This window comes from Nocardia sp. NPDC003979 (assembly GCF_053605015.1).
The window spans coordinates 250,046-273,920 of the sequence record NZ_JBSGIJ010000008.1 but is presented as its reverse complement, the minus strand read 5'-3'; the positions used below and the strand labels follow the sequence as shown (position 1 = coordinate 273,920).

Genomic DNA, 23,875 nt, shown 5'->3' with positions numbered 1-23,875 from the left:
AGATCATGGGGTATGCCCTCTTCTCCCGAAGACAGCCTGCCGATTCTGACGCCGGTGCTCTCGAGTGGTCGACGAGGCGCCTTCCCACCGATCGACGACTACGCCTTTCTGTCCGACTGTGAGACCAACTGCCTGATCGCCAGCAGCGGCTCGGTGGAGTGGATGTGTGTGCCGCGGCCGGACTCGCCGAGCGTGTTCGGCGCCGTCCTCGATCGTGCCGCCGGCCATTTCCGGATCGGCCCGTACGGTGTGCACGTGCCCGCCGCGCGGCGTTACCTGCCGGGCGGGATGATCCTGGAGACGACCTGGCAGACCGAGACCGGCTGGATGATCGTGCGCGACGCGCTGGTCCTCGGCCCGTGGCACAACACCACCTCCCGTTCGCGCAGCTTCCGCCGCACCCCGATGGACTGGGACGCCGAGCACATCCTGCTGCGGACGGTGAAGTGTGTGAGCGGCACGGTGGAACTGGAGATGAGCTGCGAGCCGTCGTTCGACTACCACCGCGACGGTGCGCGCTGGGAGTACACCGGCAAGGTGTACGAGCAGGCCACCGCGTCGTGCGCCGCCGACGACTCCTGCCCGAGCCTGACACTCACCACCGATCTGCGGCTCGGGTTGGAGGGCCGCGAGGCGCGGGCCCGGACCAGGCTGAGCGAGGGCGACAACAGATTCGTCGCGCTCACCTGGTCGGAACTGCCCGCGCCCGCCACCTTCGACGAAGCGGCCGACAAGATGTGGACCACGGCCGAATGCTGGCGGCGCTGGATCACCCTCGGCGATTTCCCCGACCACCCGTGGCGCAACTATCTGCAGCGCAGCGCACTGACCCTCAAGGGCCTCACCTACGCCCCCACCGGCGCCCTGCTCGCCGCGCCGACCACATCGCTGCCGGAAACCCCTGGCGGCGAACGCAATTGGGACTACCGCTACACCTGGGTGCGGGACTCGAGTTTCGCGCTGTGGGGCTTGTACACCCTCGGTCTCGACCACGAGGCCGACGACTTCTTCAACTTCCTCAACGACGTGACCACCGGCGACAACGGCGACGCCGTCCCCCTGCAGGTGCTCTACGGTATCGGCGGCGAACGCCACCTCACCGAGGAAACGTTGCCCGAGCTGTCGGGCTACGACTACTCCCAGCCGGTCCGGATCGGTAACGCCGCCTACGACCAGGACCAGCACGACATCTGGGGCACCATGCTCGACGCGGTGTACCTGCACATGAAATCGCGCCAGCAGGTGCCGGATTCGTTGTGGCCCATGCTCGAACGCACGGTGAACGCGGCGATCGACCACTGGCGTGAACCCGATCGCGGCATCTGGGAGGTACGCGGCGAACCGCAGCACTTCACCGCGTCGAAGGTGATGTGCTGGGTGGCGCTCGACCGTGGCGCCCGGCTGGCACAGCTGCACGGCAAGCACACCCACGCGACGCGCTGGTTCGAGATCGCCGAGGAGATCCGCGAAGACGTCCTGGCCAACGGCGTCGATGCCGACGGGGTGTTCACGCAGACCTATGGCGGAACCACCCTCGACGCCTCCCTGCTGCTGATCGTGCTCACCCGGTTCCTGCCCGCCGACGACCCGCGGGTGCGGGCCACGGTGCTCGCCATCGCCGACCGGCTCACCGTGTCGGGGCTGGTCCTGCGCTACGACACCGACACCACCGACGACGGGTTGTCCGGCGAGGAGGGCACTTTCACGATCTGCTCGTTCTGGCTGGTGTCGGCGCTGGTGGAGATCGGCGAACTCGAACGCGCCACCCACCTGTGCGAACGGCTGCTCGGGCTGGCGAGCCCGCTACGGCTCTACGCCGAGGAGATCGATCCGCGCACCGGCAGGCACCTGGGCAACTACCCGCAGGCGTTCACCCACCTGGCTCTCATCAACGCGGTGACCCATGTGATCCGGGCCGAGGACTCGCGTCAGGCCGGTCAGTTCCAGCCCGCCCACACCCCGGTACACCAGTCGAGTCAGTAGGCGAGTTTCTCGGCCCGGGCGCGCAGCGCGGCCACCGTGCGCAGTCCGGCGTCGATCTCGGTGAGGCGCAGCTCGCGGTGGTCGCCGTAGCGCAGCCCGGTCTCCTCGGCGGCGCGCAGTGCCTCCTCGGCGGTGCGCGACACCTCGGCGGCGATCTCGGTGTAGTGGTCGCGCAGCACCCGCTGCAGCGTGCGCAGCCGGTTGCGGGACTCCTTGCCCACCTGGAAGATCACGTCGTCGGCGAGCCGGGCGACGGCCACCTTGGCCTCGGCCTGCCTGCGCTGCTTGCGATTTCGCCGGTCGTCCCACAGCGCGTTCACACCGAGCAGCACGCCCGCGCCCGCCGAGTACCAGTTCACCAGCGACATACCGAGCAGGCTGGTGGCGAGACCCACCATCAGGATGCCGCCGTAGGAGCCGCGCAGGGCGGACAGGAACTGCTGTCCCACACCGGCTTTGGCGCTCTCCAACGGTTCGAGCGGTTGCACCGGTTCGAGCACCTCGCCCGGATTGGTGAGGCGCAGTTCCGGCAACGGCGGGGTGCGGTTGTCGGGTGGGAACTTCGCGGCCACCTGCTCGGACAGCTCGACGGCACGGTAGTGCGCCATCACGAAGTTCTCCTCGACCGCCTCACAGATCCGCGCGTCGAGTTCGGTGGCGAAATCGGCCCACTTGCGAGCGGGGTCGATCCGCGAGATCTCGGCCTCGGCCTCCCGGACCAGGCTGCGCAGGCGATGGCGCAGGTCGTGTTCGATATCGGCGCCCAGTTCGGCGCTGCCGTCGACCAGGGTGACCTGCCAGGTGGCGGTGCGCTGACGCAGCTGATCGGCCTCGGTGCGGGCAGCGGCCAGCCGCTGCGTGATCTCGGCGCGGCGGCGCGGGTCGCGCAGGGTGTCGGCCTCGGCGCGCAGGGTGACGGTGAGCTGGTCGGTGACCAGCGCGATATCGCGCGCCGCCGCCGTCACCGCGACCGAATCGGCGCGGGCGACCACGAATTCGCGCAGGTGATCGATGAGCTGGGGCACCCCGGATTCGATATCGCGCTGCGGGTCACGGGTCTCGCCCGCCTGGCGGTGCAGCACCGCCGACACGGGGGCGACAGCGAAGTTCAGGCCCGCTTCGTCGAGCAGGACCCGGTTGCGGCGCTGGGTGAGCGACCAGTGCGGGTTGCGGTCGATCTTGGTGAGCACACACACCACCGACGGGCAGACCCGTTCGACGCGGCGCAGGTAGTCCAGCTGAGCCGGGGTGAGTTCGGCGGCCGAGTCGGTGGCGTAGAGGACCACGTCGGCGGCGGCGATCATCGACCAGGCCGCTTTGTCGTGGGTGGTCGCGCCCGGTGCGTCCATCACCACCAGGCCGTCGGCGAGCAGGGGGCTCGGCTCGGCGAATTCGGCGCGCACGACGCCGAGCGAGATCAGCGCCGGCCCGGGGTCGAGCGGGTCGACCGGCACGCGCTCGATCCGGCCGCGCGGGTCCGACTTCACCAGCGTCGCGGTCGGTGTCCGGCCGTATTCGACGATCACCGGCACGCTCGGCTTGCCGTCGGTGGCGCTGACCGGGGTGCCGACCATGCTGTTGACCAGGGTGCTCATCCCGGCACCCGGTTCGCCGACGACGACCATGCGCACCCGGGGATCGGTGAGCCGTGCCCGCACCATGCCGAGGCGGGCATCGAGGTCGTCGCGCCCGCCGGAGCGGACCAGGTCCCGCAATTCGTCGACGAGCGAGACCACCGGTGCCATCGCGTCCGGGTGCTTTACCGTCGCGGTCTGCAGTCCGGTCGCGGCAGACAACCTGTTCCTCACTCTCGTTGCATGGGCCCGGTCCTCGTTCTGGGACTAGACGAAGTCGTACCCAGCGTGCGCGGTGGGAAACGCCGACGACAAGTCGGCGGCACCGACGCCCGGCTCGAACAGACCGGCCGAGGCGCCATAGTAGCCGCCGTCGTGCTGATCGAACTCGGCGGCGATGGGCTTGGTCTCGATGACCGGCGGTTTCACCGGTGCGACGGTCGGCGCCACCGTGGCGGGCGGGGTGACCACCGCGGGCGGGTCGACGTCGACGGTCGGTTGCTTGGTAGGCGCGGTCGGCTGCTGTGTGGGTACGGTCGCCGTCGGCACCGACGCGGTCGGCCCGGTGGGATCGGCGGGCGTATCGACGCTGGGGGTGCTCGGCGTGGTCGCGCCCGTGCCGGGGCCGGTGGTGAGGTCGTCGTCGGGGTAGGTGGGCGTCACCGGGACGGTGACTCCGGTGGTCGGCACGGTGACCGTCGGCACCGTCACGTCGGGGCGCGTTGTCGGGACTGTCACGGTCGGCACCTCGGGCAGCTTCACCGTCGAGGGCGTGCTGAGGTCGACGGTCGTCGGCGTCGACGGCGGGGTGACGGTGGGCAGGGGTGTCGGCGTGCTGATCGAAGGCTCGGGAACCACAACGGTTTTGGTGACCGGGGTCGGAGCGAGCAGGCCCGGTACAGCCGCCGCGGGCGCGGTGAGCGGGGACGCACCCGCCGGACCGCCGAGCACGTTGGCGATGGGGGTGGTCGCCGCGTCGGGCTGGATGGTGGTCTGCAGGGGTGTGCTGACCACCGGGCTCGGTGCGATCGGCGCGGCGACGACCGGAACCGGAGCCGGGACCGGGGCGACGGGTGCCGGAGCAGGTGCCGCGGCGATCGGTGCGGGTGCGATGGCGGCGGGGGCCGGAGCGATCGGCGCCGGGGCCACCGGGGCGGGAGCGACGGGCGCCATGGCGGTGGGCGCGGGCACACCGGTCACCGGCGCTACGCCGCCCGGGGCCGCATGGCCGGGGGCCGACGCGGACTGACCCGGCACGACCGCGCCTTGCGTCGGTGCGGTCTGACCCGGTCCGGTGTGACCCGGCGCGCCGGCGCCGGGCACTGCCGATCCGCCGGGGCCGGGCGCGGTGGCGCCGGGCATGGCCGATCCGCCGGGGCCGGGTGTGACGGAATCGGTCTGACCGGGCGCGGGCTGACCGGGTGCGCTCTGTCCGGGTGCGAGGGGCCCACCGGTCGAGCCGGGAACAGTCGCTGCGGGCAGGTCGGCACCCGTCGCGGATCCTGGGAGACCAGGGCTCGCCGCACCGGGCACCTCGGAGCCGGGCAGCGCCGGACCCGTCGATCCACCGGGTACGTCCGAACCGGGCAGTGCCGGGCCGGTCGCGGCACCGGGTACCCCATTCGCCGCACCGTCGAGCGGTGCGGGCTCGCCGGGGATGCGAATTCCGTCACCGAGCCACTGGCTGTAGTCGTCGAGTGCGTCGCCGACATTGCCGACCTGCACGTCGACCTTCATCTGGGAGGTGAACCACACGCCGTCGAGCCCGGCGTGCATGTCGATCTGCCAGTCGGAGGTCACCATCGCACCGAAGCCGTCGAACAGGCCGCCGAGGTCACCGATGCCGTCGAAGGCGCCGCCGGGGCCTGCGACCTGGCTTGGCCCGTCGGAGCCGGGCAGCCCACCGAAACCGGGCAGGCCGTGGTCGTAGCCGGGGATACCGCCGTCGTAGCCGGGGATGCCCGCACCGGGTAGGCCGTCGTAGCCGGGAATGCCGATGCCGCCACCGGGGACGCCGTCGTAACCGGGGATACCGCCGGGGAGGCCGTCGTATCCCGGGATCCCGATGCCGGGAATGCCGTCGAGTTCGGGGAATCCGGCGCCCGGCTGCCCGGCGCCGGGCTGGCCGGCGCTCGGCTTGTCGGTGCCCGGGATGCCGAAGCCGCTGTCGCCGTAGCCCGGTTTGGGCCCGTAGGAAGGAATGCCTATGCCGTTCGACGAATCGTCGTCGTCGGTGCCGGGAATCCGCATGCCGTGGTCGCCGTCGGAACCCGGAATCTCGGGGCGCCAACCGCTTTCGCGTGGCTGCGAGGTCAGCGTGACATCGCCGTCCATGGGGCGCTGCGTACCGAAGGGGCTGTAGGGCAACGGGTTCGGCGCCGGTTCCGCGGGCAGGTCGGGGAAGGTGAGGACCGGGCTCGGTGCGTCGGGCTCCGGGTCGCTCGGCACCTGCGACGACCAGCCGGCGTAGCGACTGTCGGCATTGCTGCTGCCCTGTTCCGGGCTCGTCCCGTTGGCGGCGACCAGCGCGCCACCGGTGACGTACGCGCCGGCCCGCGCCACCCGAGCAACACCGTTGGCCACCAGGTAGGCCGTGTCGGTGCCGTCGGCGCGCGCGTCATCGTCGTCGAAAGGCAGTTCCCGCGTCATTCTTGCTCCACCACTCGCATCGCTGACTCTCCCCACCCACGAACGAGGCGAAGTGAAGATCATCCAACACTAATTGCCCGGATCTGTACTGTCATTTTCACCAGGACGGCCGGTCCCACCTTATGGCGAGCAACGCCTTTCGGCGAGCCGTCGGAACCAGGGGGACGCAGATCCCAAGAGAACTCTAACGATCGCTCAACGAAGCGTGAAGATCGCCTGCCTAGCGTCGGTTTCGCCGACCGAGACGAGTCGGCGACCACACAGCCAGGAGACCGATCATGACCACTTCCTCCCTGCGCCGCCGCATCGGCGTCGTCACCGCGACCGTCGGTGGCGTGGCGCTGCTCACCGCGACCCTCAGCGGCGCCGCGCTCGCCGACCCCGGCGCACCCGACCGCGGCGAACACGTCCGGATCATCTGTACCGCCCCCGGCGGCGACCTGCCCGTGCCGCCCGAACCGCCGCTCGAACCGCGCATCGACCTCGAGCGTTTCCCGGCACATCCCGGTCACGACCGCACGATCCACATCGGCCCGGGCGCACCCGGCGAGCTGCCCGAGGGCGTCGAGTGTGTGCGGATCGCACCGGGCGGGGAGCGGACCGTCGTCGAGCTGCCCGACGGCGCACGCCCCGCGCGTCCGGCTTTCCCGCGCTGACCTGCTGTGACGATCGATCGCACTAGGGTGAGCAGATGACCGGACAGCAGATCTTGGTCGTCGACGACGAGGTCCGCGTGCTCGCGTCGCTGCGGCGCGGGCTGGAACTGTCGGGGTTCGAGGTGCTCACCGCGAGCGACGGCGCCGCTGCCCTCACCCTGGTGCGCTCGGCCGCACCCGACGCGATGGTGCTCGATGTGAACATGCCCGAGCTCGACGGCGTGGGCGTGGTCACGGCGTTGCGGGCGTTGGGCAACGACATCCCCATCTGCGTGCTCAGCGCCCGCAGCGCGGTGACCGACCGCATCGCCGCCCTGGAAAAGGGTGCCGACGACTACCTCACCAAGCCCTTCGACCTCGGCGAACTGGTGGCCCGGTTGCGGGCGTTGCTGCGGCGCAGGCCGGTCACCGGCGGGTCCAACGGCGAGACGATCCGTGTCGGTGCGGTGGCGATCGACCTGGCCGGGCACCGGGTGCACGCGGCCGGACGACCGGTCGACCTGACCAAACGCGAGTTCGAACTGCTGGCGATGCTGGCCCGCAATGTGGGCATCGTGCTCGGTCGCGAACAGATCCTGTCCACCGTGTGGGGCTACGACTTCAGCACCGACACGAATGTGGTTGATGTGTTCGTGTCGTATCTACGCCGGAAATTGGAGGCCGACGGGGTGGAGCGAGTGGTGCACACCGTGCGCGGGGTCGGATTCGTCATGCGGGAGCAGCCGTGAGAACGCGATCGTGGTCGTTGCGTACCCGGGTCGCGGTGGTGTCGGCGGTGGTCGCCGCGGTCGTCGCGGTGACGCTCGGGCTCACCTACGCGGCACTGCTGAAGGCGGCGGGCGCCCGTCAGCTCGACGAGACCGTGTCGACCATGCGGGTGATCGTCGCCCATCCCGCCCGTGGAATCCCGTCGGCACCACCGCTTCCGGCCGAACCCGCGACACCGTTCGAGTCATCACCCGCGCCGGCCGACGGCTCCCAGGTCAGTCCGGCGCCGCCGAACGCTTCGCTGCCCGACGGTCGAACGCTCACCCGCCCGGCACCGCCGGATGTGGGGCTGGCGCTCGTGCAGGGGGCGCCCGGCATGGTCGTGCGGCTCAATCCCGATCGCGACCTGATCGATGCCGCCATCACCCGCAGCCAGCTGATCGGGCTCGGCATCGGCGTAGGCGGAGTGCTCGTCGCGGCCGGATTGGGTTGGGTGCTGGCCGGTTTCGCGGCCCGGCCGCTGCGCAGGCTCGCCTCGGCCACACACGAGATCGATACCCTCGACCGCCTGCCGCCGTTGCCGGGGCGCGGGGTGAGAGAGGCCGAGGAACTGTCCGACGCCATCAACCGCATGCTCGAACGCCTGGAAACCGCCCACGGACAGACCAATCAGGCCCTGGCGAGCGCCCGCGATTTCGCCGCCGTCTGCGCGCACGAACTGCGCACCCCGCTTACCGCCATGCGCACCGACCTGCAAGTCCTCGCCGGTACCGAACTGCCCGCCGAGCAGCGCGGCACCGTGCTGGCCGACGTGCTGGCGGCCGAACGCCAGATCGAGCACACCCTCACCGATCTCGAGCGCCTGGCCGTCGGCGAACTCACCGACCGCGCCGCTTTCGAACCGTTCGAACTGTGCGAAACCCTCGACCGCGCGGTGCAGAACGCGCGCCGCGCCCACACCGGCACCGAGATCACGCTCACCGCCTGCGATCCGGTCCCGATGACAGGGCTGCCGGGCGGCATCATGCTGATCGTGACGAACGCCGTCGCCAACGCGGTACACCACGGGCAGGCGAGCGTGGTGCGGGTCCGGGCGGAGCCGGGCTCGATCACCATCGACGACGACGGCACCGGCATCCCGGAACACCTGGGCGCCAAAGCTTTCGACCGCTTCGTCAAACGTCCCGGTTCACCCGGATCGGGACTCGGCCTGGCGCTGGTTCGTCAACAGGCCGAATTACACGGCGGTACAGCCGAATTGAGCCGCAGCCCGCTCGGCGGCACACGCCTCACCGTGCGTGTGCCCACCGAAGCCGGCTGAGTTACTTGCCCTTCGGCTTGTCCGAGGCCGCGTCCGAGGACAGCGCGGCAACGAAGGCCTCCTGCGGCACGTCGACCCGGCCGATGGTCTTCATGCGCTTCTTGCCTTCCTTCTGCTTCTCGAGCAGCTTGCGCTTACGGCTGATGTCACCGCCGTAGCACTTGGCGAGCACGTCCTTGCGGATGGCGCGGATGTTCTCGCGCGCGATGATCTTCGAGCCGATCGCCGCCTGGATGGGCACCTCGAACTGCTGACGCGGGATGAGTTCGCGCAGCTTGGTGGTCATCTTGTTGCCGTAGGGCTGGGCCGCGTCCTTGTGCACGATGGCGCTGAACGCGTCGACGGCCTCACCCTGCAACAGGATGTCGACCTTCACCAGCGCGGCTTCCTGCTCGCCCGCCTCTTCGTAATCGAGGCTGGCGTAGCCGCGCGTGCGCGACTTCAGCGAATCGAAGAAGTCGAAGATGATCTCGGCCATCGGCAGCGTGTACCGCATCTCGACGCGGGTCTCGGACAGGTAGTCCATGCCGAGCAGCTCGCCGCGCCGCGACTGGCACAGCTCCATGATCGAGCCGATGAACTCGCTCGGCGCGATCACGGTGCACTTGGTGACCGGCTCGAACGCCTGGCGCACCTTGCCCTCCGGCCAGTACGACGGGTTGGTGACGATGTGTTCCTTGCCGTCCTCCATGACCACGCGGTAGATCACGTTGGGCGCGGTGGAGATGAGGTCGAGGCCGAACTCGCGCTCCAGGCGTTCGCGGGTGATCTCCATGTGCAGCAGACCGAGGAAGCCGCAGCGGAAGCCGAAACCGAGCGCCACCGAGGTTTCCGGCACGTAGGTGAGCGCGGCGTCGTTGAGCTGGAGCTTGTCCAGGGCGTCGCGCAGGTTCGGGTAGTCCGAACCGTCCACCGGGTAGAGGCCGGAGTAGACCATCGGTTGGGGTTCGCGGTATCCGGTGAGGGCCTGCGTCGCGCCGTCGCGGGCGCTGGTGATGGTGTCGCCGACCTTGGACTGACGAACGTCCTTCACACCGGTGATGAGGTAGCCCACCTCACCGACGCCCAGGCCCTGGGTGGGCTTGGGTTCGGGCGAGACGATGCCGATCTCGAGCAGTTCGTGGGTCGCGCCGGTCGACATCATCTTGATCTTCTGGCGCGGGGTCAGCTTGCCGTCGACCACACGGATGTAGGTGACCACGCCGCGGTAGGTGTCGTAGACGGAGTCGAAGATCATGGCGCGCGCGGGTGCGTCGGCCTCACCGACCGGCGGCGGGACCAGCCGGACCGCCTCGTCGAGCAGCGCGGGCACACCGACGCCGGTCTTGCCGGAGACGCGCAGCACGTCCTCGGGCTCACACCCGACGATGTGGGCGATCTCGGCGGCATAGCGATCCGGGTCGGCCGCAGGCAGGTCGATCTTGTTCAGGACCGGGATGATCGTGAGGTCCTTGTCCATCGCCAGGTAGAGATTGGCGAGGGTCTGTGCCTCGATCCCCTGCGCGGCGTCGACCAGCAGGATCGCACCCTCACAGGCCTCCAGCGCGCGCGACACCTCGTAGGTGAAGTCGACGTGGCCCGGGGTGTCGATCAGGTGCAGCACGTAGTCGGTGCCGTCGACCTGCCACGGCAGCCGGACGTTCTGCGCCTTGATGGTGATGCCGCGCTCGCGCTCGATGTCCATCCGGTCCAGGTACTGGGCGCGCATCGCCCGCTCCTCGACCACACCGGTCAGCTGCAACATCCGATCGGCCAGGGTCGACTTGCCGTGGTCGATGTGGGCGATGATGCAGAAGTTCCTGATCCGCGACGGATCGGTGAACGTCGTATCGGCAAAGCTGGAAGCCACTCCACTCCTCGAGGGGTATCGGCGAACTGGGTCCATCGTCCCATGACCACACGCGCGGCTCTGTCACCGGTGCACCGGAGCCGGGTCAGTCGTTATATTTCCAAGCATGGCCAGCAGTTGGAACACTCTCGGCAAGCAGCTCGGCGTGATCGCCAAGGAGCAGGGGCCGAAGATCGTGCGCAAGCAGGGACCTCGGCTGCTCGAGAAGCTGGCGGGTGCGTTGGGCGGCGCCAAGCCCGGCCCCGTCGTGCCGGTGCGCCCGACCGCCTCCACCCCGGTGCCGACCGCGCATCGGGCCCGCCAGATCGTCTACTGCCCGCAATTGGACGGGCGTGCCGACCCGGGTGAGGTGGTGTGGACCTGGGTGCCGTTCGAGGAGGACCCGACCAACGGCAAGGACCGGCCGGTACTCGTGGTCGGGCGCGATCGCAAGACGCTGCTCGGGCTGATGCTGTCGTCGAAACCCGAACGCGCGCACGACCGCAACTGGGTGGGCATCGGCTCGGGTCCCTGGGACCACGCGGGCCGGGCGAGCTGGGTGCGGCTGGACCGGGTGCTCGATGTGCCCGAGGACGGCATCCGGCGCGAAGGCGCGATCGTCGAACGCAAGACCTTCGACCTCGTCGCGCACCGGCTGGTCGCCGAATACAGCTGGAGCTGACGCGGCGACCCCCGATCCGGACACACCGGATCAGGGGTCGTGAAAGCTCGGCTCAGCTCAGTACATCCCGGGAACGGCCGAAGATCATGCCGTACACCAGTGCCCCGAGCACGCCACCGATCAGCGGGAACACGAAGAACGCCCACACCTGACCCATCGCGCCGTCCTGGTACGGAGCGACCGCGAGGCTGCGCGCCGGGTTGACCGAGGTGTTGTCGACCGGGATCGAGATCAGGTGGATCACGGCGAGCGTGAAGCCGATCGACATACCGGCCAGCGGCACATCCGAGAGGCGGTCGGTCGAAGCGAGCACGACGAAGACCAGCACCGCGGTGAGCATCACCTCGATGATGATCATGGCCGCCATGCCGTACCCGTTCTGCACCACGACCTCGCCGAGCGGGCCGGTGGCCGCCGACGGACTGTGCTTGCCCCAGCCGTTGGCGCCGAGGCCGTCGACCGGCCGGTCGTAGCTCGGCAGGTTCTTGGCCACCGCGAACAGCACCAACCCGGCCAGGAGGCCACCGATGAGCTGGGCGACCCAGTAGCCGACCGCCGAGACGACCGTGACCCGCCCGAGTAACAGTTGGCCGAGCGTGACCGCGGGGTTGACGTGGCAGCCCGAGATCGGCCCGATGGAGTACACGAGGAACAGCAGAGTGAGACCGAAGGCCAGCGCCACACCGAGCGCACCCACCCGATCACCGGCGATCACCGCGGTGCCGACACCGCCCATGACGAGCAGGAACGTGCCGAGTGCTTCCGCCGCCCATTTCTTGGGCTCGGGGATGACTTCGGGTTCAGTGAGTTCTTGTGCTGTGAGCGACATCTGCGACCACCTCTCCGGGAGAATGATCCCCGCGACGAGCGGGGTCCGCACGAGCGTTTCGGACATTACGCCAGGCGAGTGACCTCTACAACGACCGCGAGGTCTGTCGAGCCGCCGCCGGAGAACACCCCTTTCAGTGGCGGTACGTCCGCGTAGTCCCGCCCCACACCCACCGACACGTGCTGCTCGTTGACCGCCAGATTGTTGGTCGGGTCGTAACCCCACCACTGTCCCGTCCAGGCCTCCACCCAGGCGTGCGACTCCCCCGCCACCGCCTCCCCGATCGGCGCGGCCGGGTTCGGATGCAGATACCCCGACACATAGCGGCTGGGAATTCCCATGGCGCGCAACAACACCAGCGTCAGGTGCGCGAAGTCCTGGCAGACGCCGCGCCGCTCGGCGAAGGCCTGCGGGGCCGAGGTGTGCACCGAGGTGGTGCCAGCGCTGTAGTCCATTTCCCGGTGCACCCATTCGGCCGCCCGGACCACCGCTTCGGCGGGCGAGACGCCGCGCGCCAGCTGACCGGCCACGGCGTCGAGGGCCTCGTCGCGTGGCACGTAGGCGGTGGGACGGAGCATTTCGTCGAACCGGTCGACGGTGCGTTCGCCACGCAGCTCGTCCCAGGTCAGTTCCGTCGCCGGTTCGGTGAACGGTTCGGTTTCCACCACCGACGACCCGCTCACCTCCAGTTCGGTGTGCGGGGCGTGCAGATCGAACGCGGTGACGGCCGTCCCCCAGTAGTCGGTGTAGCGGTAGGACCGGGTGGCGGGCACGGTTTCGACCCGATTGAGGATCACGTTCTGTCTGCTGTCGGCCCTCGGGGTGAGTCTTGCCTCGTTGAACGAGCGCGTCACCGGCGCGTCGTAGAGGTATCCGGTGGTGTGCACCACCCGCATCCGCCAGCTCACAGCTCCCCCTCCACGGTCACGGTGGCGTCGGTGCCGCGCCGCACATCGGTCCAGGCCACCCACGGTGCGGCGTGGAAGTACTGCCGCGACACGGCTTCCCCGACCTCACGGCACGCCTGCTGCAAGGCGAGCAACCGGGTCTGCAGGGTTTCCAGCAGTACGCCGGGTGGCAGGAATTCCAGTTCGCTGCGCGCCCGGCCGAGCACGCGTTGCGCTTCGTGGCGGGCACCGACGCGGCTGCCCGGCCGCTGATCCAGCTCGGTCAGACAGGCCTCGGCAACCAGCAACGCATGGAACACCGAACGCGGGAAAAGCCGGTCGAGCAGGATGAATTCGGCCACCCGTGCCGCGTCGAGCGCGCCACGGTGGGTGCGCAGGTAGGTGTCGTGGGCGCCCGCGGACCGCAGCACCGTCACCCAGGCGGGTGAGGAAGTGCGGTCACCGGCCCGGGACAGCAGCAAGCGGACCATCATGTCGATGCGTTCGATGGAACGGCCGAGCAGCAGGAAGCGGTACCCGTCGTCGCGGCTCAGGGTCGAGTCGGTGAGGCCCGTGAACATCGCCGCGCGGTCCTTGACGTAGGCGAAGAATTCGTGCGGACCCAGCCCACGGGCGGCCTGCTCGGCCGAGGCCAGCCCGTTGTAGGTGGTGTTGAGGCACTCCCACATCTCGCTGGAGGTGACTTCCCTTGCACCACGGGCGTTTTCGCGTGCCTTTGCGATGGATTCGCTGATGGACACGCCGTGCTCGTGGCTGAACGCGACCAGATCGGTGACCGACCAGACGTCCAGGCGCAAACCGCCGGGCGGTTCGATGCCGAGCACCTCGAGCAGGACTCGCGACGTGCGGTCGGCGTCGACGGTGGCGTCCTCGAGGAGTTGGTGCACGGCTACGTCGAGAATGCGGGCGGTGTCGTCGGCGCGCTCGACGTAGCGGCCGATCCAGTACAGGGATTCGGCATTACGGGCGAGCATGTGGTCAATCCCCGATCAGCCGCTGGGTCTGTTGTTGCTGCTGTTGTTGCTGATGGGCCTGGGAGGTGGTGAGGTCGCGACCCTGTTCGAACGGATCGGCGCGGAGCGGATCACTCACCAGCTGCGGGCCGGCCAGCTCGCTGTCGTCGGAGCGGCCTGCGAGCACCCAGGTGTCCTTGCTGCCCCCGCCCTGGCTCGAGTTCACCACCAGCGACCCTTCGGGCAGCGCGACGCGGGTGAGGCCGCCGGGCAGCACCCAGATGCTGTCGCCGTCGTTCACCGCGAACGGGCGCAGGTCGACGTGCCGTGGGACCAGGTCGTCGCCGATCTTGGTCGGCACCGTCGAGAGCTGCACCACCGGTTGCGCGATCCAGCCCCTCGGATCGGCGCAGACCTTGCGGCGGACGGCGTCGAGTTCGGCGCGGTCGGCGTCGGGGCCGATCACGATGCCGTAGCCGCCCGACCCCTCCACCGGTTTGACCACCAGTTCGTCGAGCCGGTCGAGTACCTCGGCGCGTTCCTCGTCGAGCCAGCAGCGGAAGGTGTCGACATTGGGCAGGATCGGTTTCTCGCCCAGGTAGTACTCGATGATCGCCGGGACGTAGGTGTAGACGAGTTTGTCGTCGCCCACGCCGTTGCCGACGGCGCTGGAGATCACCACATTGCCCGCGCGGGCGGCGTTGAGCACACCGGCGACGCCGAGCACCGAGTCCGGGCGGAAGTGCATCGGGTCGAGGTAGATGTCGTCGATGCGGCGGTAGATCACGTCGACCTGTCGTTCCCCCTCGGTGGTCCGCAGGTAGACGACATTGTCGCGGCAGAACAGGTCACGACCCTCGACCAGCTCCACCCCCATCTGCCTGGCCAGCAGCGAATGCTCGAAATACGCCGCGTTGTGCACCCCGGGTGTGAGGACGACCACCGTCGGGTCGGCCTCGTTGGGTGCCGCCGAAGCACGCAATGCCCGCAGCAGGTGCGCCGGATAGTCACCGACCGCGCGGACCAGGTGCGAGGAGAACAGGTCGGGGAAGACGCGCGCCATCGTCCGCCGGTTCTCCATCACATAGGAGACTCCCGACGGCGAGCGCAGATTGTCCTCGAGCACCCGGAAATCGCCGTGTTCGTCACGCACCAGGTCGATGCCCGACACATGGATGCGCACACCGTTGGGCGGGACGATGCCCGCGGCCTCGCGGTGGAAGTGCGCACAGGAGGTGACCAGGCGCTTCGGGATCACCCCGTCGCGCAGGATGTTCTGCTCGCCGTACACATCGGCCAGGAACAGTTCGAGGGCGCGGACCCGCTGGGTGATGCCCCGCTCGAGATGCGCCCACTCGGCCGCGGCGATCACGCGCGGCACCAGATCGAGGGGGAAGGGGCGTTCCTTTCCCGACAGCGAGAAGGTGATGCCCTGGTCGATGAACGCGCGGTCCAGGGCGGCGGAGCGTTTGGCCAGATCGTGGACGTCGTTGGCGGCCATCGCCGCGTGAATGCCCCGGTAGGGCGCGCGAACCTTGCCGTTCGGGTCGAACATCTCGTCGAAGGCGCCGGCGAAGCGGCCGGGGCCGTAGCCGTGGAACAAACCGGTGTGTGCGACCGCCGGATGACCGTTCGTGCTCACCAACGCCGGTGAGGCGGATCGTGCCGTACCCGGCGTTGTGGTGGAGGTCATGGGAGAAAACTGTCCACTACCCGGTGACAACGCCGTGTGAGCCCCACGTAAATTTCTCGCATCACCTGAAACGGGTGAACTCGCCGTCCGCACCGGTGTGGGCGGGCGGGGCCCGATTTCGCCGGGCGGTGCCGAGCTGGTAACCTCGATCTTCGGCGCGGTGTTACCCGTAGTTCAGCACCATCTGCTGCATCGTGGGCGCGCGCCCGACGAGCTTTCAAGACATACCACCCAGCGACAGGAAACCAGAGGATACAGGCGTGGCCAACATCAAGTCCCAGATGAAGCGGATCCGTACCAACGAGGAAGCGCGCAAGCGCAACCAGTCGGTCAAGTCCGCGCTGCGCACCGCGATCCGCAACTTCCGCGAAGCCGCCGCCAGCGGTGACAAGGAAAAGGCTGCCGAGCAGCTGCAGTTCGCGAGCCGCAAGCTCGACAAGGCTGCCTCCAAGGGCGTCATCCACGCCAACCAGGCCGCCAACAAGAAGTCCGCGCTCGCGCTGGCTCTGAACAAGATCTGATCTGCCCGGGTCGCTAGTACCCGGTTCGCAAGACGCAGCCGCCGTGGCCTCGATGACCACGGCGGCTTTTGTCGTCGGCTACCATTCCGCGCATGTTGACGGTGTACGCGAATCAGACGGTGGTACGAGGCGACGACCTGGCCGAGGTGATCCGCGCGGCGGAGATCCTCGGGCTCGGTCTCAAGATCGAGAACGTGATGGTGCCCGACGAGGACGGCGGCTACAGCGTCGCCTGGGTCGTCACCCGTGAGGACGAGATCCCGCTCTACGAGGAGTGGGAGGGCCGGTACGAGGACCTCGAGGAAGACGAGGAGGCCCTCGCCGTCATCGGCGACTGACCCTCAGCCGGTGGCCCGCAGATCGAGGATGCGCGCGAGCGCGTGCTCCACGGCGAAGGTGGCATCGGCGGCGCCGCCCTTGACGTCGGCGTTGAGGGCGGCCACCACCTGCAGGGCGGTGCCGATCGAGGCCGGGTTCCAGCCACGCGCCTGCGCTTGGGCCTTCTTCACCTTCCACGGCGGCATACCGAGCTGCTGAGCCAGTTTGAACGGGTCGCCGCGGCCGGCCGAGCCCACCTTGGCGATGGTGTGGACCGAGTCGGCCAGCGCGTCGGCCAGCAGCACGTGTGGGACGCCCCGGTCGGTCGCCCAGCGCAGCGCCTCCATCGCGGCCGACCGGTCGCCTGCCACAGCGAGTTCGGCGACATCGAATCCGGTCACCTCGGCGCGGCCGGAGTAGTACCGGCGCACGGCGTTGACATCGATCTTGCCGCCGGTGTCGGACACCAGCTGCGAGCAGGCCGCGGCCAGTTCACGCAGCTCGAACCCGACGCATTCGATCAGCACCTGCACCGCTTCGGCGCCGACCTTCACGCCCGCGGTCCGGAACTCGCCGCGCACGAATTCCACCCGCTCCGCCGGTTTGGTGAGCTTGGCGCACTCGTGCACCACGGCGCCCTGCTTCTGCAGCGCCGGGACCAGCGCCTTGGCGCGGCCGCCACCGGAGTGCAGCACCATCAGGACCACGCCGGGCGGCGGGTCGGCTGCCGCGTCGGTGATCACCGCCACCGCGTCCTTGCCCGCCTCGGCCGCCGATTCGAGCACGATCACGCGGTCTTCGGCGAACAGTGAAGGGCTGAGCAGTTCGGCCAGTTCGGCGGTGCTGGCGTCACCGGCGCGCATCCTGTCCACCGGCACCGAATCCGGGTCGGGCGCCCCCGCCCGTACCTCGCTCATCACCCGCGCGACAGCGCGCTCGACCAGCAGTTCCTCGTCACCGAGAACCAGATGCACCGCAGGGAGTTCGCTCACGAGGCGATCCTACGTAGGGGGACCGACGGGATCGGCGAGGGTCGCGATACCGCTGCTCGTCCGCCGCGCAAAGGGGCGGTCGCGCGAGCGTTCGCGCTGTGTCGGCTCCTTCCTGTAGCGCCTCAGGCATGGGATCACGTCGTCCTCGGCATCGACGTGCTCGGCGTGAACGAGGTGTCGGTGGCGGTAGTCGGCGGGACTTGACCATCCGTTGTTCTGTCGCACCCCCGAGCACGATGACATCGCCGTCGAGGTCGGTTCGGGCGATTGTCGCGCCCAGCGAGGTGAGCGCCCCGATGACATCCGGGTGTGGATGTCCGAAGGTGTTGTCGGTGCCGGAGCTGATCAATGCCAGGCGTGGCCGGACCGCGCGCAGGAATTCCGCGGTGGTCGTCCGCGAACCGTGGTGCGGAACTTTGAGCACATCGGCTCTGATGTCGTTGCCGCGCATCATCTTCCGCTGAGCTTCGCTCTCGATATCCCCGGTCAGCAGTACCGTCCCGAGTGCCGTGCGCGCCCGCACCACCAGCGACCGATCATTGGCATCATCGAGCTCCAGCGAACCGGGCGCCCGCTCCCCCGGTGCGAGAACGTCGAGTTCTGTCGCCCCGAATCGCAACACGTGTCCCTGATGCAGCTCGATCAGTGGAATCCCCACTTCCTCCGCAAGCTCCACGACCCTGCGCACTCCGTCGCCTGAATGGTCATGAGTGCCAACGCTCTCCCTTGTGGTCGTCTCAGTCGACGCAGACCGAACGCAGGCTGTCGGCAGCCTCGAAGTAACTCTCGGCAGCGTCTCCGCAGGCCTCGACTGCGATCCAAGGGTTGGCGTGGGGCAGGTGGGTTGGCGGGTTTCGCCGGGGGCGGTGGCTATGGCGTCCACTGTGCGGCTGTGTAGGGCGCCCGCGAGTCCGTCGATGTGGTCCGCGTGCGGGTGGGTGAGGATGAGGAGGGGGATCCGGGTGACCCGCAGGCGGTCGAGGCAGCGGCGGATGGGGCGGGGGTCGGGGCCGACGTCGACGACTACGGCGGCACCGGGGGCGACAGCGAGGGCGAGGGCGTCTCCCTGGCCCACATCACACATGGCGAGGACCCAGCCCGCAGGCGGCCACCCGGGGTGCCAGAGCCGGACGGGGACCAGGACGACCGCGATACCGAGGCAGACGACGGCAAGGAGCCGACGGGTCCGCGACCAGCGCAATGCCGCCACCAGGACGACCACAAGAGCAGCCGCGATCAGGCCCGCCGCAGTGCCCGACCGCACCGTGACGGCGGCGCCGGGAAGGGCGGCTGCGTGTTCGGCGACCCCGAGCAACCACCACAGTGGCGGGCGAGCACACCACAGCACCCACACGGCCGCGTCCACCCACAGGCACGCGACTACGGCACCGACCGCTCCGATCACCGTGATCACTCCGACCACGGGCGCGACGAGGGCATTGGCGGCGACGGCGACCAGACTCACCCGTCCGGACAGGGCGATCATCAGTGGCAGTGTCACGACGAAGGCCGCCGCCGACACCGCGAGAATCTCGGCGGGTACACGCCACCACCCGCGCTCGCGCAACCAGTCCGCCCAGCTCGGTGCGAGCAGGATCAGTCCGGCCGTGGCGAGAACCGACAGCGCGAATCCCGCGCTCACCGCCAATTCCGGTGCGACGGCGAGCAATCCGATCACCGCGCCACACAGTGCGGGTAGTGCCTGTTTGCGTCGTCCGGTCAGCAGGGCGAGAACCGTCACCGAACCCATTGCGGCCGCTCGCAACACACTGGGATCCGGCCGGGCGAGGATCACGAACACCACCACTGCCCCGGCGGCGGTCGCTGCCCTGGTTCTTGGTCCGGCGGTGAGGATACGGCTCGAGCCGAGCAGCGCGGTCAACAAGATTGTGAAATTGGCTCCGCTGACTACGCACAAGTGCTGCAAGCCGGCGATTTCGAAGGCATCTCTGACCTCAGTCGACAGGGCGGCTGTGTCGCCGACGACCAGTGCGGGTAGCAGACCCGCCGCGTCGGGCGGAAGGGCTCGCGCGGCCGCGTCGGCCAAGTCGGCGCGTACGCCCGTCGCGAGTCGTTGCCACCAGGGCGGAGCACCGATGCGTTCCGGTTCGGTGTTCGCCCGCAACGTGACGACGGTGAGGTCGGCCCGCAACGGTTCGCTCACCGTTCCCCGGAATCGAACCACCTGTCCCGGAACCAGTTTCGCCCACTCCTCCCCGGCAGCGAGAACCACCAGCGCACCACCGGCGTGTGTGCGGTGCGTACCGTTGCCGAACTCGCGCAGTCCGGCCCGGATGATCCATCGCCGTTCACCGCCGAACGAGCCTGCCCGAATCTGTTTGGCGTCGTCCGAGATCTCCGCTACCACCGTCGCGGTTCGCCCGACCGATTCCCGCAACGGATGCGCCTGCACATGATGTTCCCGCCACGCGGCCGCCGCCCCGAATCCGGCGCCGAGCAGCATCGTCGCTGTCCCCACCACAGCGACGACCCGCCACCGTTCCCGGCGATGCGCCATCGCCCACAACAAGCCGACCCACGCGCCGATCGCTCCCAGCACCGCCAGGACGGCCAGCACCACCCCCGCTCGCCAGCCGAGGGTCAGGGCGATGAGCGTGGCCGCCCAGCACCCGAGCGCGGCGGGCACCAGCCGCATATCCAGGACCTGAGGCTCCTCCTGGTCCTCGTCGGCCGCCGTGTTCGCCGGTGTCACCGATGCACGACGACTCGACCCCGGCGATCTGAACGACGACCTGCCGACCGACGCGGAACTGGTTGCCAACGGCCGGTCGACAGCTCGACTCGACATCTCGGCACTCGCCCTGTCCGACCCGATCCTCATCGACCCGCCGCACCGGCGGGCTGCACAACCTGATCACGCAGGCTGGTGCCGATCGCGGCTCGCACCCGGGTCATGTCGTGACCAGATCGCGTAGGCGAGCAAGTCGGGCAGGACCGATACCGTTCACGTCACCGAGTTGCGCAACCTCGGTGAACGGCCCATTGGTCGTCCGCCACGTGATGATCGCTTTCGCGGTGACCGGTCCGACGCCGGGCAGCGCATCGAGTTCAGCCTCGGTCGCCGAATTGAGGTCGACTCGTGAATTGCCGCCGGCCGCACCGGGACCGGGACCCGCGATCGCCCCCGCCGAGCTCGAGCCCGGTGGCCCACCGGCGGCACTGATCATCGCGCTGCCCTGCGCGGGTTGGCCCGCCTGGGGCCCGGCTGCACCGACAACCACCTGATCACCATCGGTGAGCCGCTGGGCGAGGTTCAGTCCCGCGAGGTCGGCACCCTCGCGGGCACCGCCAGCCATCTCGATCGCGTCGGCGACACGTGCCCCGCCGGGCAGACGATGCAGTCCGGCACGCTGCACCAAACCCACCACGCTGACGACGAGTTCCCCACTCCCACTCCCGGTTCCGGCTCCCGGATCATCGGTTGCCGCACCGCTGGCCGCCGCTGCCACAGCGGTCTGTTCAGCGCGCGGAGTGATGTGCTCGGCGCGCAGTGCCGGTACCGGTGGCACCGCCTGCGATACCGGACGATCGCGCATCACCATCACCCCGGTGAGCACCACCGCGACCAGGCCGATGATCCCGAGCGCCAGCGCGCCCCGCCGTCCCGGATCAATTCGAGCCTGACGAAAACGTTCCGGCACCAATTTGTTCCGGCCGCGCCGACCTTCCTCGTCCAGCCAGCCGGGCGTCCCCACCTCGCCCGGCGCCCCGTCCGCGGGAGTCAGCTCGTCGTCGTCCCAGTGGCCGGTACGCGGCGGATCGGCGGCGCCGCCCCGCTGGTAGCCGAGGGGCTCGTCGTCCGCCTCCCACCGAGCCGTCGTATGTGGTCGTGGTTTGTCTTGCACCGCGAGCCCGCCCAACCGCTGCCGAACTCGCTCGTGCTCTTCGTGTCGTGGCATGGCGGCGACGCTAGCCCTCGGCTCCACTCGAAACCCGCTGCCCACCTGGGCTTTCAATGGGTCTGTGGATAACTCGCACCCTGTGGACAACTCTCGGTCAGCGGCGCTTTCCCACCGACCACCGGCGGTGCTCGCCGAATACCGTGCGCTCATGGCCGATTCGCAGTACGCAGGTACATATGCACCTGGCACAACGCTTCCGCGACTTCGCGGTGCGGGAAGTCCACACCAACTCCCCGCTGTACTACCGCCGTGCCCTCGACATCGCCGAGGACCCGGCGGTCCTGGCCCTGCTGGCGCGGCTGCCCGTCGAGAAACAACAACCCAACCTCGTGCTCGCCGCCGCGACGGTGAACGGCGTGAACGCGGTCCCCTACAGCGAGTTCCGCACGCAGCTGATCGAACGGTGGGAGGCGATCGCGACAACGGCGTTGTCCCACCGCACGCAGACCAACGAGGTCGGCCGTATGGCGACACTGCTTCCGGTGCTGGCCGGGCTACCGGGCCCACTCGCACTCATCGAGGTCGGCGCCTCCGCGGGTTTGTGTCTCTACCCGGACCGTTTCAGCTACCGATACGGCACAACAGTGCTGAACCCACCGGACGGCGAGTCACCGGTGGTGTTGCCCTGCACCGTGACCGGCCCGGTCCCCGTGCCGACAGTCCTGCCGGAGGTCGTCTATCGCGCAGGCGTCGATCTGAACCCACTCGACGTCACCGACCGGCACAGCCGCGAATGGTTGGAGGCACTCGTCTGGCCCGGCCAGGAGGACCGGAAGACGCGACTGCGCGCCGCCTGCGAGATCGTCGCGGCCGACCCACCGATCCTCGTCACGGGCGATCTGAACGAACGGATCGCCGAACTCGTGCGCGCCGCGCCACCCGACAGCACCGTGGTGGTGTTCCACAGCGCCGTTCTCACCTACCTCCCGCCGGAAGCCAGGGAACGGTTCCGCACGACAGTGCGATCACTGCCCTGCCACTGGATTTCCCAGGAAGGCACAGGCGTGCTGCCCTGGCTGTCCGGCCGGCTCCCGCCACGGGCGTCCGAGGAGGCGCGCATGGTGGTCGCATTGGACGAGGTCGCGGCGGCCTTCGCCGACCCGCACGGCCGGTCGCTGGACTGGTTCGGTCCGGCGTAGCGGCGGGATCAGAGCCGGCGCATCACCGAGACCACTTTGCCGAGGATGACGGCGTCGTCGCCGTCGATCGTCGAATAGGCGGGGTTGCACGGTTCGAGGTGGATGTGGCCGTTGCGGCGGCGGTACACCTTCACGGTCGCCTCCTCGCCGATCATGGCCGCCACGATGTCGCCGGAGTTAGCCTCACGCTGGCTGCGGACGACGACGAGATCGCCGTCGCAGATGGCGGCGTCGATCATGGAGTCGCCGCGCACCCGGAGGCCGAAAACCTCACCGCGTCCGACCAGCTCACGTGGCAGCGTCAAGACGTCGTCGGCATGCTGTTCGGCGGTGATCGGTGTGCCCGCCGCGATGTCACCGACAACCGGCACGCTGACGGCCGAATCGGAGCTCGCACCGGGTGCGCCACGCAGGAAAAGACGCACGTCGATGGGCCGGGTCATCGCCGCGCCGCGACGCAGAAAACCGTCCTCCTCCAGCGCCTTCAGATGTTTGGAGACCGTCGAGGTGGATCGCAGCCCCACCGCGTCGGCGATCTCGCGCGCACTCGGCGGATAACCGTGCGCGAGCACCGAATCCCGGATCACCGCGAGGATGTGTTGCCTGCGCGGCGGCATGTTCGAGGTATCGGGAAAGTCGAACTCGTCGAATGCGGTCACGCTGGCATCGTAGAGCCCGGCCACCGCACCCTTTCAGGCCAGGTTCTTGGCGAAGCAGTTCGACAGCGGCAGCTCGTGATACGGCGCGAACAGCGGGATCCGGTGATATCCGCTGCGTTCGTAGAACCGCACCGCATCGGGTTGCAGATGCCCGGTCTGCAGGATGAGCCGCGGTTGCCCCGCCTCCCGCGCCGCTGCTTCGGCGGCCGCGAGCAAGGCCGTCGCTGTGCCTGTGCCACGAAAGGCCGGCCGGACGAACATCCGCTTGAGCTCCAGATCTCCGGCGTTCCAGCGCACCGCGGCATGGCCCGCGGGTGTCCGGCCCGCGTAGGCCACGAAGGTCTTGTGGACGGTGCGCGGGTCGACGAGTGTCGGTGGCGGCCCGACGAATTCGATATAGGCGTAGCGCGGGCCGACCTCTGCCGACATCTCCGCGCGCAGCACGTCCGCGTCCGGATGCGCCCAGTCGACGGTCAGCACTTCGACGGCGGGTGGGGTCGGTCGCGTGGTGGAGGCGGTCATGTTCTCCACCGTAAGCA

20 protein-coding genes are annotated in these 23,875 nt (G+C 69.2%); 8 read left to right on the top strand and 12 right to left on the bottom strand.

Annotated elements, in window-relative coordinates:
• Positions 1 to 12: 12 nt before the first annotated feature.
• Positions 13 to 1,983, top strand: a complete 1,971-nt coding sequence (locus tag ACWEVR_RS19515; protein ID WP_452468074.1) for a glycoside hydrolase family 15 protein — start codon at positions 13 to 15, stop codon at positions 1,981 to 1,983.
• On the opposite strand, the gene ACWEVR_RS19510 is transcribed toward ACWEVR_RS19515, so the two are convergent.
• Both ACWEVR_RS19510 and ACWEVR_RS19505 read right to left on the bottom strand, forming a co-directional pair.
• A complete protein-coding gene (locus ACWEVR_RS19510) occupies positions 1,977 to 3,779 on the bottom strand; it encodes a hypothetical protein (RefSeq protein ID WP_452468073.1) in 1,803 nt (600 codons plus the stop codon). The two genes, ACWEVR_RS19515 and ACWEVR_RS19510, sit on opposite strands and share 7 nt — an antisense overlap.
• Positions 3,780 to 3,824: 45 nt before the next feature.
• Complete coding sequence (locus tag ACWEVR_RS19505) at positions 3,825 to 6,206, bottom strand: hypothetical protein (RefSeq protein WP_452468072.1); 2,382 nt, start codon at positions 6,204 to 6,206, stop codon at positions 3,825 to 3,827.
• A 278-nt stretch (positions 6,207 to 6,484) separates the two neighbouring features.
• Between ACWEVR_RS19505 and ACWEVR_RS19500 the strand changes: the two genes are divergently transcribed.
• The 3 genes from ACWEVR_RS19500 to ACWEVR_RS19490 are packed head-to-tail and all read left to right on the top strand — an operon-like array spanning position 6,485 to position 8,891.
• Positions 6,485 to 6,862 carry a hypothetical protein gene (locus tag ACWEVR_RS19500; RefSeq protein ID WP_067642336.1) on the top strand — a complete coding sequence of 126 codons (378 nt, stop codon included), beginning with the start codon at positions 6,485 to 6,487 and terminating at the stop codon, positions 6,860 to 6,862.
• A 35-nt stretch (positions 6,863 to 6,897) separates the two neighbouring features.
• Positions 6,898 to 7,590 (top strand): response regulator transcription factor, encoded by a 693-nt coding sequence (locus tag ACWEVR_RS19495; RefSeq protein WP_067642337.1) that lies wholly within the window; start codon positions 6,898 to 6,900, stop codon positions 7,588 to 7,590.
• Entirely contained in the window at positions 7,587 to 8,891 is a 1,305-nt protein-coding gene (locus tag ACWEVR_RS19490; RefSeq protein WP_452468071.1) for an ATP-binding protein, read from the top strand. Before ACWEVR_RS19495 ends, ACWEVR_RS19490 begins: the two co-directional genes overlap by 4 nt.
• A 1-nt stretch (position 8,892) precedes the next feature.
• Here the strand turns inward: ACWEVR_RS19490 and lepA are convergent, their stop codons facing one another.
• Positions 8,893 to 10,776: a translation elongation factor 4 gene (gene lepA / locus ACWEVR_RS19485; RefSeq protein ID WP_452468070.1), complete on the bottom strand. Its 1,884-nt coding sequence runs from the start codon at positions 10,774 to 10,776 to the stop codon at positions 8,893 to 8,895.
• 70 nt (positions 10,777 to 10,846) lie between these two features.
• Between lepA and ACWEVR_RS19480 the strand changes: the two genes are divergently transcribed.
• Complete coding sequence (locus ACWEVR_RS19480) at positions 10,847 to 11,401, top strand: type II toxin-antitoxin system PemK/MazF family toxin (RefSeq protein ID WP_067642340.1); 555 nt, start codon at positions 10,847 to 10,849, stop codon at positions 11,399 to 11,401.
• Positions 11,402 to 11,453: 52 nt separating this feature from the next.
• On the opposite strand, the gene ACWEVR_RS19475 is transcribed toward ACWEVR_RS19480, so the two are convergent.
• The 4 genes from ACWEVR_RS19475 to ACWEVR_RS19460 form a co-directional block, all read right to left on the bottom strand.
• Entirely contained in the window at positions 11,454 to 12,230 is a 777-nt protein-coding gene (locus tag ACWEVR_RS19475) for an aquaporin (protein ID WP_067642390.1), read from the bottom strand.
• A 65-nt stretch (positions 12,231 to 12,295) separates the two neighbouring features.
• Positions 12,296 to 13,126, bottom strand: a complete 831-nt coding sequence (locus ACWEVR_RS19470; protein ID WP_452468085.1) for a transglutaminase family protein — start codon at positions 13,124 to 13,126, stop codon at positions 12,296 to 12,298.
• An 8-nt stretch (positions 13,127 to 13,134) separates the two neighbouring features.
• Positions 13,135 to 14,112, bottom strand: a complete 978-nt coding sequence (locus ACWEVR_RS19465; protein ID WP_452468069.1) for an alpha-E domain-containing protein — start codon at positions 14,110 to 14,112, stop codon at positions 13,135 to 13,137.
• 4 nt (positions 14,113 to 14,116) lie between these two features.
• The gene (locus tag ACWEVR_RS19460; protein ID WP_245655477.1) at positions 14,117 to 15,646 is read right to left on the bottom strand and encodes a circularly permuted type 2 ATP-grasp protein; all 1,530 of its coding nucleotides are present in this window, start codon (positions 15,644 to 15,646) and stop codon (positions 14,117 to 14,119) included.
• 398 nt (positions 15,647 to 16,044) lie between these two features.
• Between ACWEVR_RS19460 and rpsT the strand changes: the two genes are divergently transcribed.
• Together rpsT and ACWEVR_RS19450 are read left to right on the top strand one after the other, a co-directional pair.
• Positions 16,045 to 16,305: a 30S ribosomal protein S20 gene (gene rpsT, locus ACWEVR_RS19455; protein ID WP_067486282.1), complete on the top strand. Its 261-nt coding sequence runs from the start codon at positions 16,045 to 16,047 to the stop codon at positions 16,303 to 16,305.
• Positions 16,306 to 16,397: 92 nt separating this feature from the next.
• On the top strand, positions 16,398 to 16,643 hold the full coding sequence (locus tag ACWEVR_RS19450) for a hypothetical protein (protein ID WP_067486280.1): 246 nt from the start codon (positions 16,398 to 16,400) through the stop codon (positions 16,641 to 16,643).
• Between the two features lie 3 nt (positions 16,644 to 16,646).
• Here ACWEVR_RS19450 and holA read toward each other — a convergent pair whose 3' ends face one another.
• From holA to ACWEVR_RS19435, 3 genes are all read right to left on the bottom strand, one after another.
• Positions 16,647 to 17,615, bottom strand: a complete 969-nt coding sequence (holA, locus tag ACWEVR_RS19445) for a DNA polymerase III subunit delta (protein ID WP_067486278.1) — start codon at positions 17,613 to 17,615, stop codon at positions 16,647 to 16,649.
• Complete coding sequence (locus tag ACWEVR_RS19440) at positions 17,578 to 20,328, bottom strand: ComEC/Rec2 family competence protein (RefSeq protein WP_452468068.1); 2,751 nt, start codon at positions 20,326 to 20,328, stop codon at positions 17,578 to 17,580. Before ACWEVR_RS19440 ends, holA begins: the two co-directional genes overlap by 38 nt.
• Positions 20,329 to 20,527: 199 nt before the next feature.
• Entirely contained in the window at positions 20,528 to 21,535 is a 1,008-nt protein-coding gene (locus ACWEVR_RS19435; protein WP_452468067.1) for a helix-hairpin-helix domain-containing protein, read from the bottom strand.
• 179 nt (positions 21,536 to 21,714) lie between these two features.
• Here ACWEVR_RS19435 and ACWEVR_RS19430 point away from each other — a divergent pair, with 179 nt between their 5' ends.
• Complete coding sequence (locus ACWEVR_RS19430; RefSeq protein ID WP_452468066.1) at positions 21,715 to 22,677, top strand: DUF2332 domain-containing protein; 963 nt, start codon at positions 21,715 to 21,717, stop codon at positions 22,675 to 22,677.
• A gap of 8 nt (positions 22,678 to 22,685) precedes the next feature.
• Here the strand turns inward: ACWEVR_RS19430 and lexA are convergent, their stop codons facing one another.
• Both lexA and ACWEVR_RS19420 read right to left on the bottom strand, forming a co-directional pair.
• A complete protein-coding gene (gene lexA, locus ACWEVR_RS19425) occupies positions 22,686 to 23,336 on the bottom strand; it encodes a transcriptional repressor LexA (RefSeq protein ID WP_452468065.1) in 651 nt (216 codons plus the stop codon).
• Positions 23,337 to 23,369: 33 nt separating this feature from the next.
• Positions 23,370 to 23,858, bottom strand: coding sequence for a GNAT family N-acetyltransferase (locus tag ACWEVR_RS19420; protein ID WP_452468064.1), 489 nt, complete (start codon positions 23,856 to 23,858; stop codon positions 23,370 to 23,372).
• Between the last annotated feature and the right edge of the window lie 17 nt (positions 23,859 to 23,875).

Excerpts from the sequence above, each read along its gene's own strand:
- ACWEVR_RS19515 (WP_452468074.1), top strand. The coding sequence starts at position 13 with ATGCCCTCTTCTCCCGAAGACAGCCTGCCGATTCTGACGCCGGTGCTC.
- ACWEVR_RS19505 (WP_452468072.1), bottom strand. The coding sequence starts at position 6,206 with ATGACGCGGGAACTGCCTTTCGACGACGATGACGCGCGCGCCGACGGC.
- ACWEVR_RS19500 (WP_067642336.1), top strand. The coding sequence starts at position 6,485 with ATGACCACTTCCTCCCTGCGCCGCCGCATCGGCGTCGTCACCGCGACC.
- ACWEVR_RS19495 (WP_067642337.1), top strand. The coding sequence starts at position 6,898 with ATGACCGGACAGCAGATCTTGGTCGTCGACGACGAGGTCCGCGTGCTC.
- lepA (WP_452468070.1), bottom strand. The coding sequence starts at position 10,776 with ATGGACCCAGTTCGCCGATACCCCTCGAGGAGTGGAGTGGCTTCCAGC.
- ACWEVR_RS19480 (WP_067642340.1), top strand. The coding sequence starts at position 10,847 with ATGGCCAGCAGTTGGAACACTCTCGGCAAGCAGCTCGGCGTGATCGCC.
- ACWEVR_RS19475 (WP_067642390.1), bottom strand. The coding sequence starts at position 12,230 with ATGTCGCTCACAGCACAAGAACTCACTGAACCCGAAGTCATCCCCGAG.
- ACWEVR_RS19470 (WP_452468085.1), bottom strand. The coding sequence starts at position 13,126 with ATGCGGGTGGTGCACACCACCGGATACCTCTACGACGCGCCGGTGACG.
- ACWEVR_RS19465 (WP_452468069.1), bottom strand. The coding sequence starts at position 14,112 with ATGCTCGCCCGTAATGCCGAATCCCTGTACTGGATCGGCCGCTACGTC.
- ACWEVR_RS19460 (WP_245655477.1), bottom strand. The coding sequence starts at position 15,646 with ATGTTCGACCCGAACGGCAAGGTTCGCGCGCCCTACCGGGGCATTCAC.
- ACWEVR_RS19450 (WP_067486280.1), top strand. The coding sequence starts at position 16,398 with ATGTTGACGGTGTACGCGAATCAGACGGTGGTACGAGGCGACGACCTG.
- ACWEVR_RS19435 (WP_452468067.1), bottom strand. The coding sequence starts at position 21,535 with ATGCCACGACACGAAGAGCACGAGCGAGTTCGGCAGCGGTTGGGCGGG.
- ACWEVR_RS19430 (WP_452468066.1), top strand. The coding sequence starts at position 21,715 with ATGCACCTGGCACAACGCTTCCGCGACTTCGCGGTGCGGGAAGTCCAC.
- ACWEVR_RS19420 (WP_452468064.1), bottom strand. The coding sequence starts at position 23,858 with ATGACCGCCTCCACCACGCGACCGACCCCACCCGCCGTCGAAGTGCTG.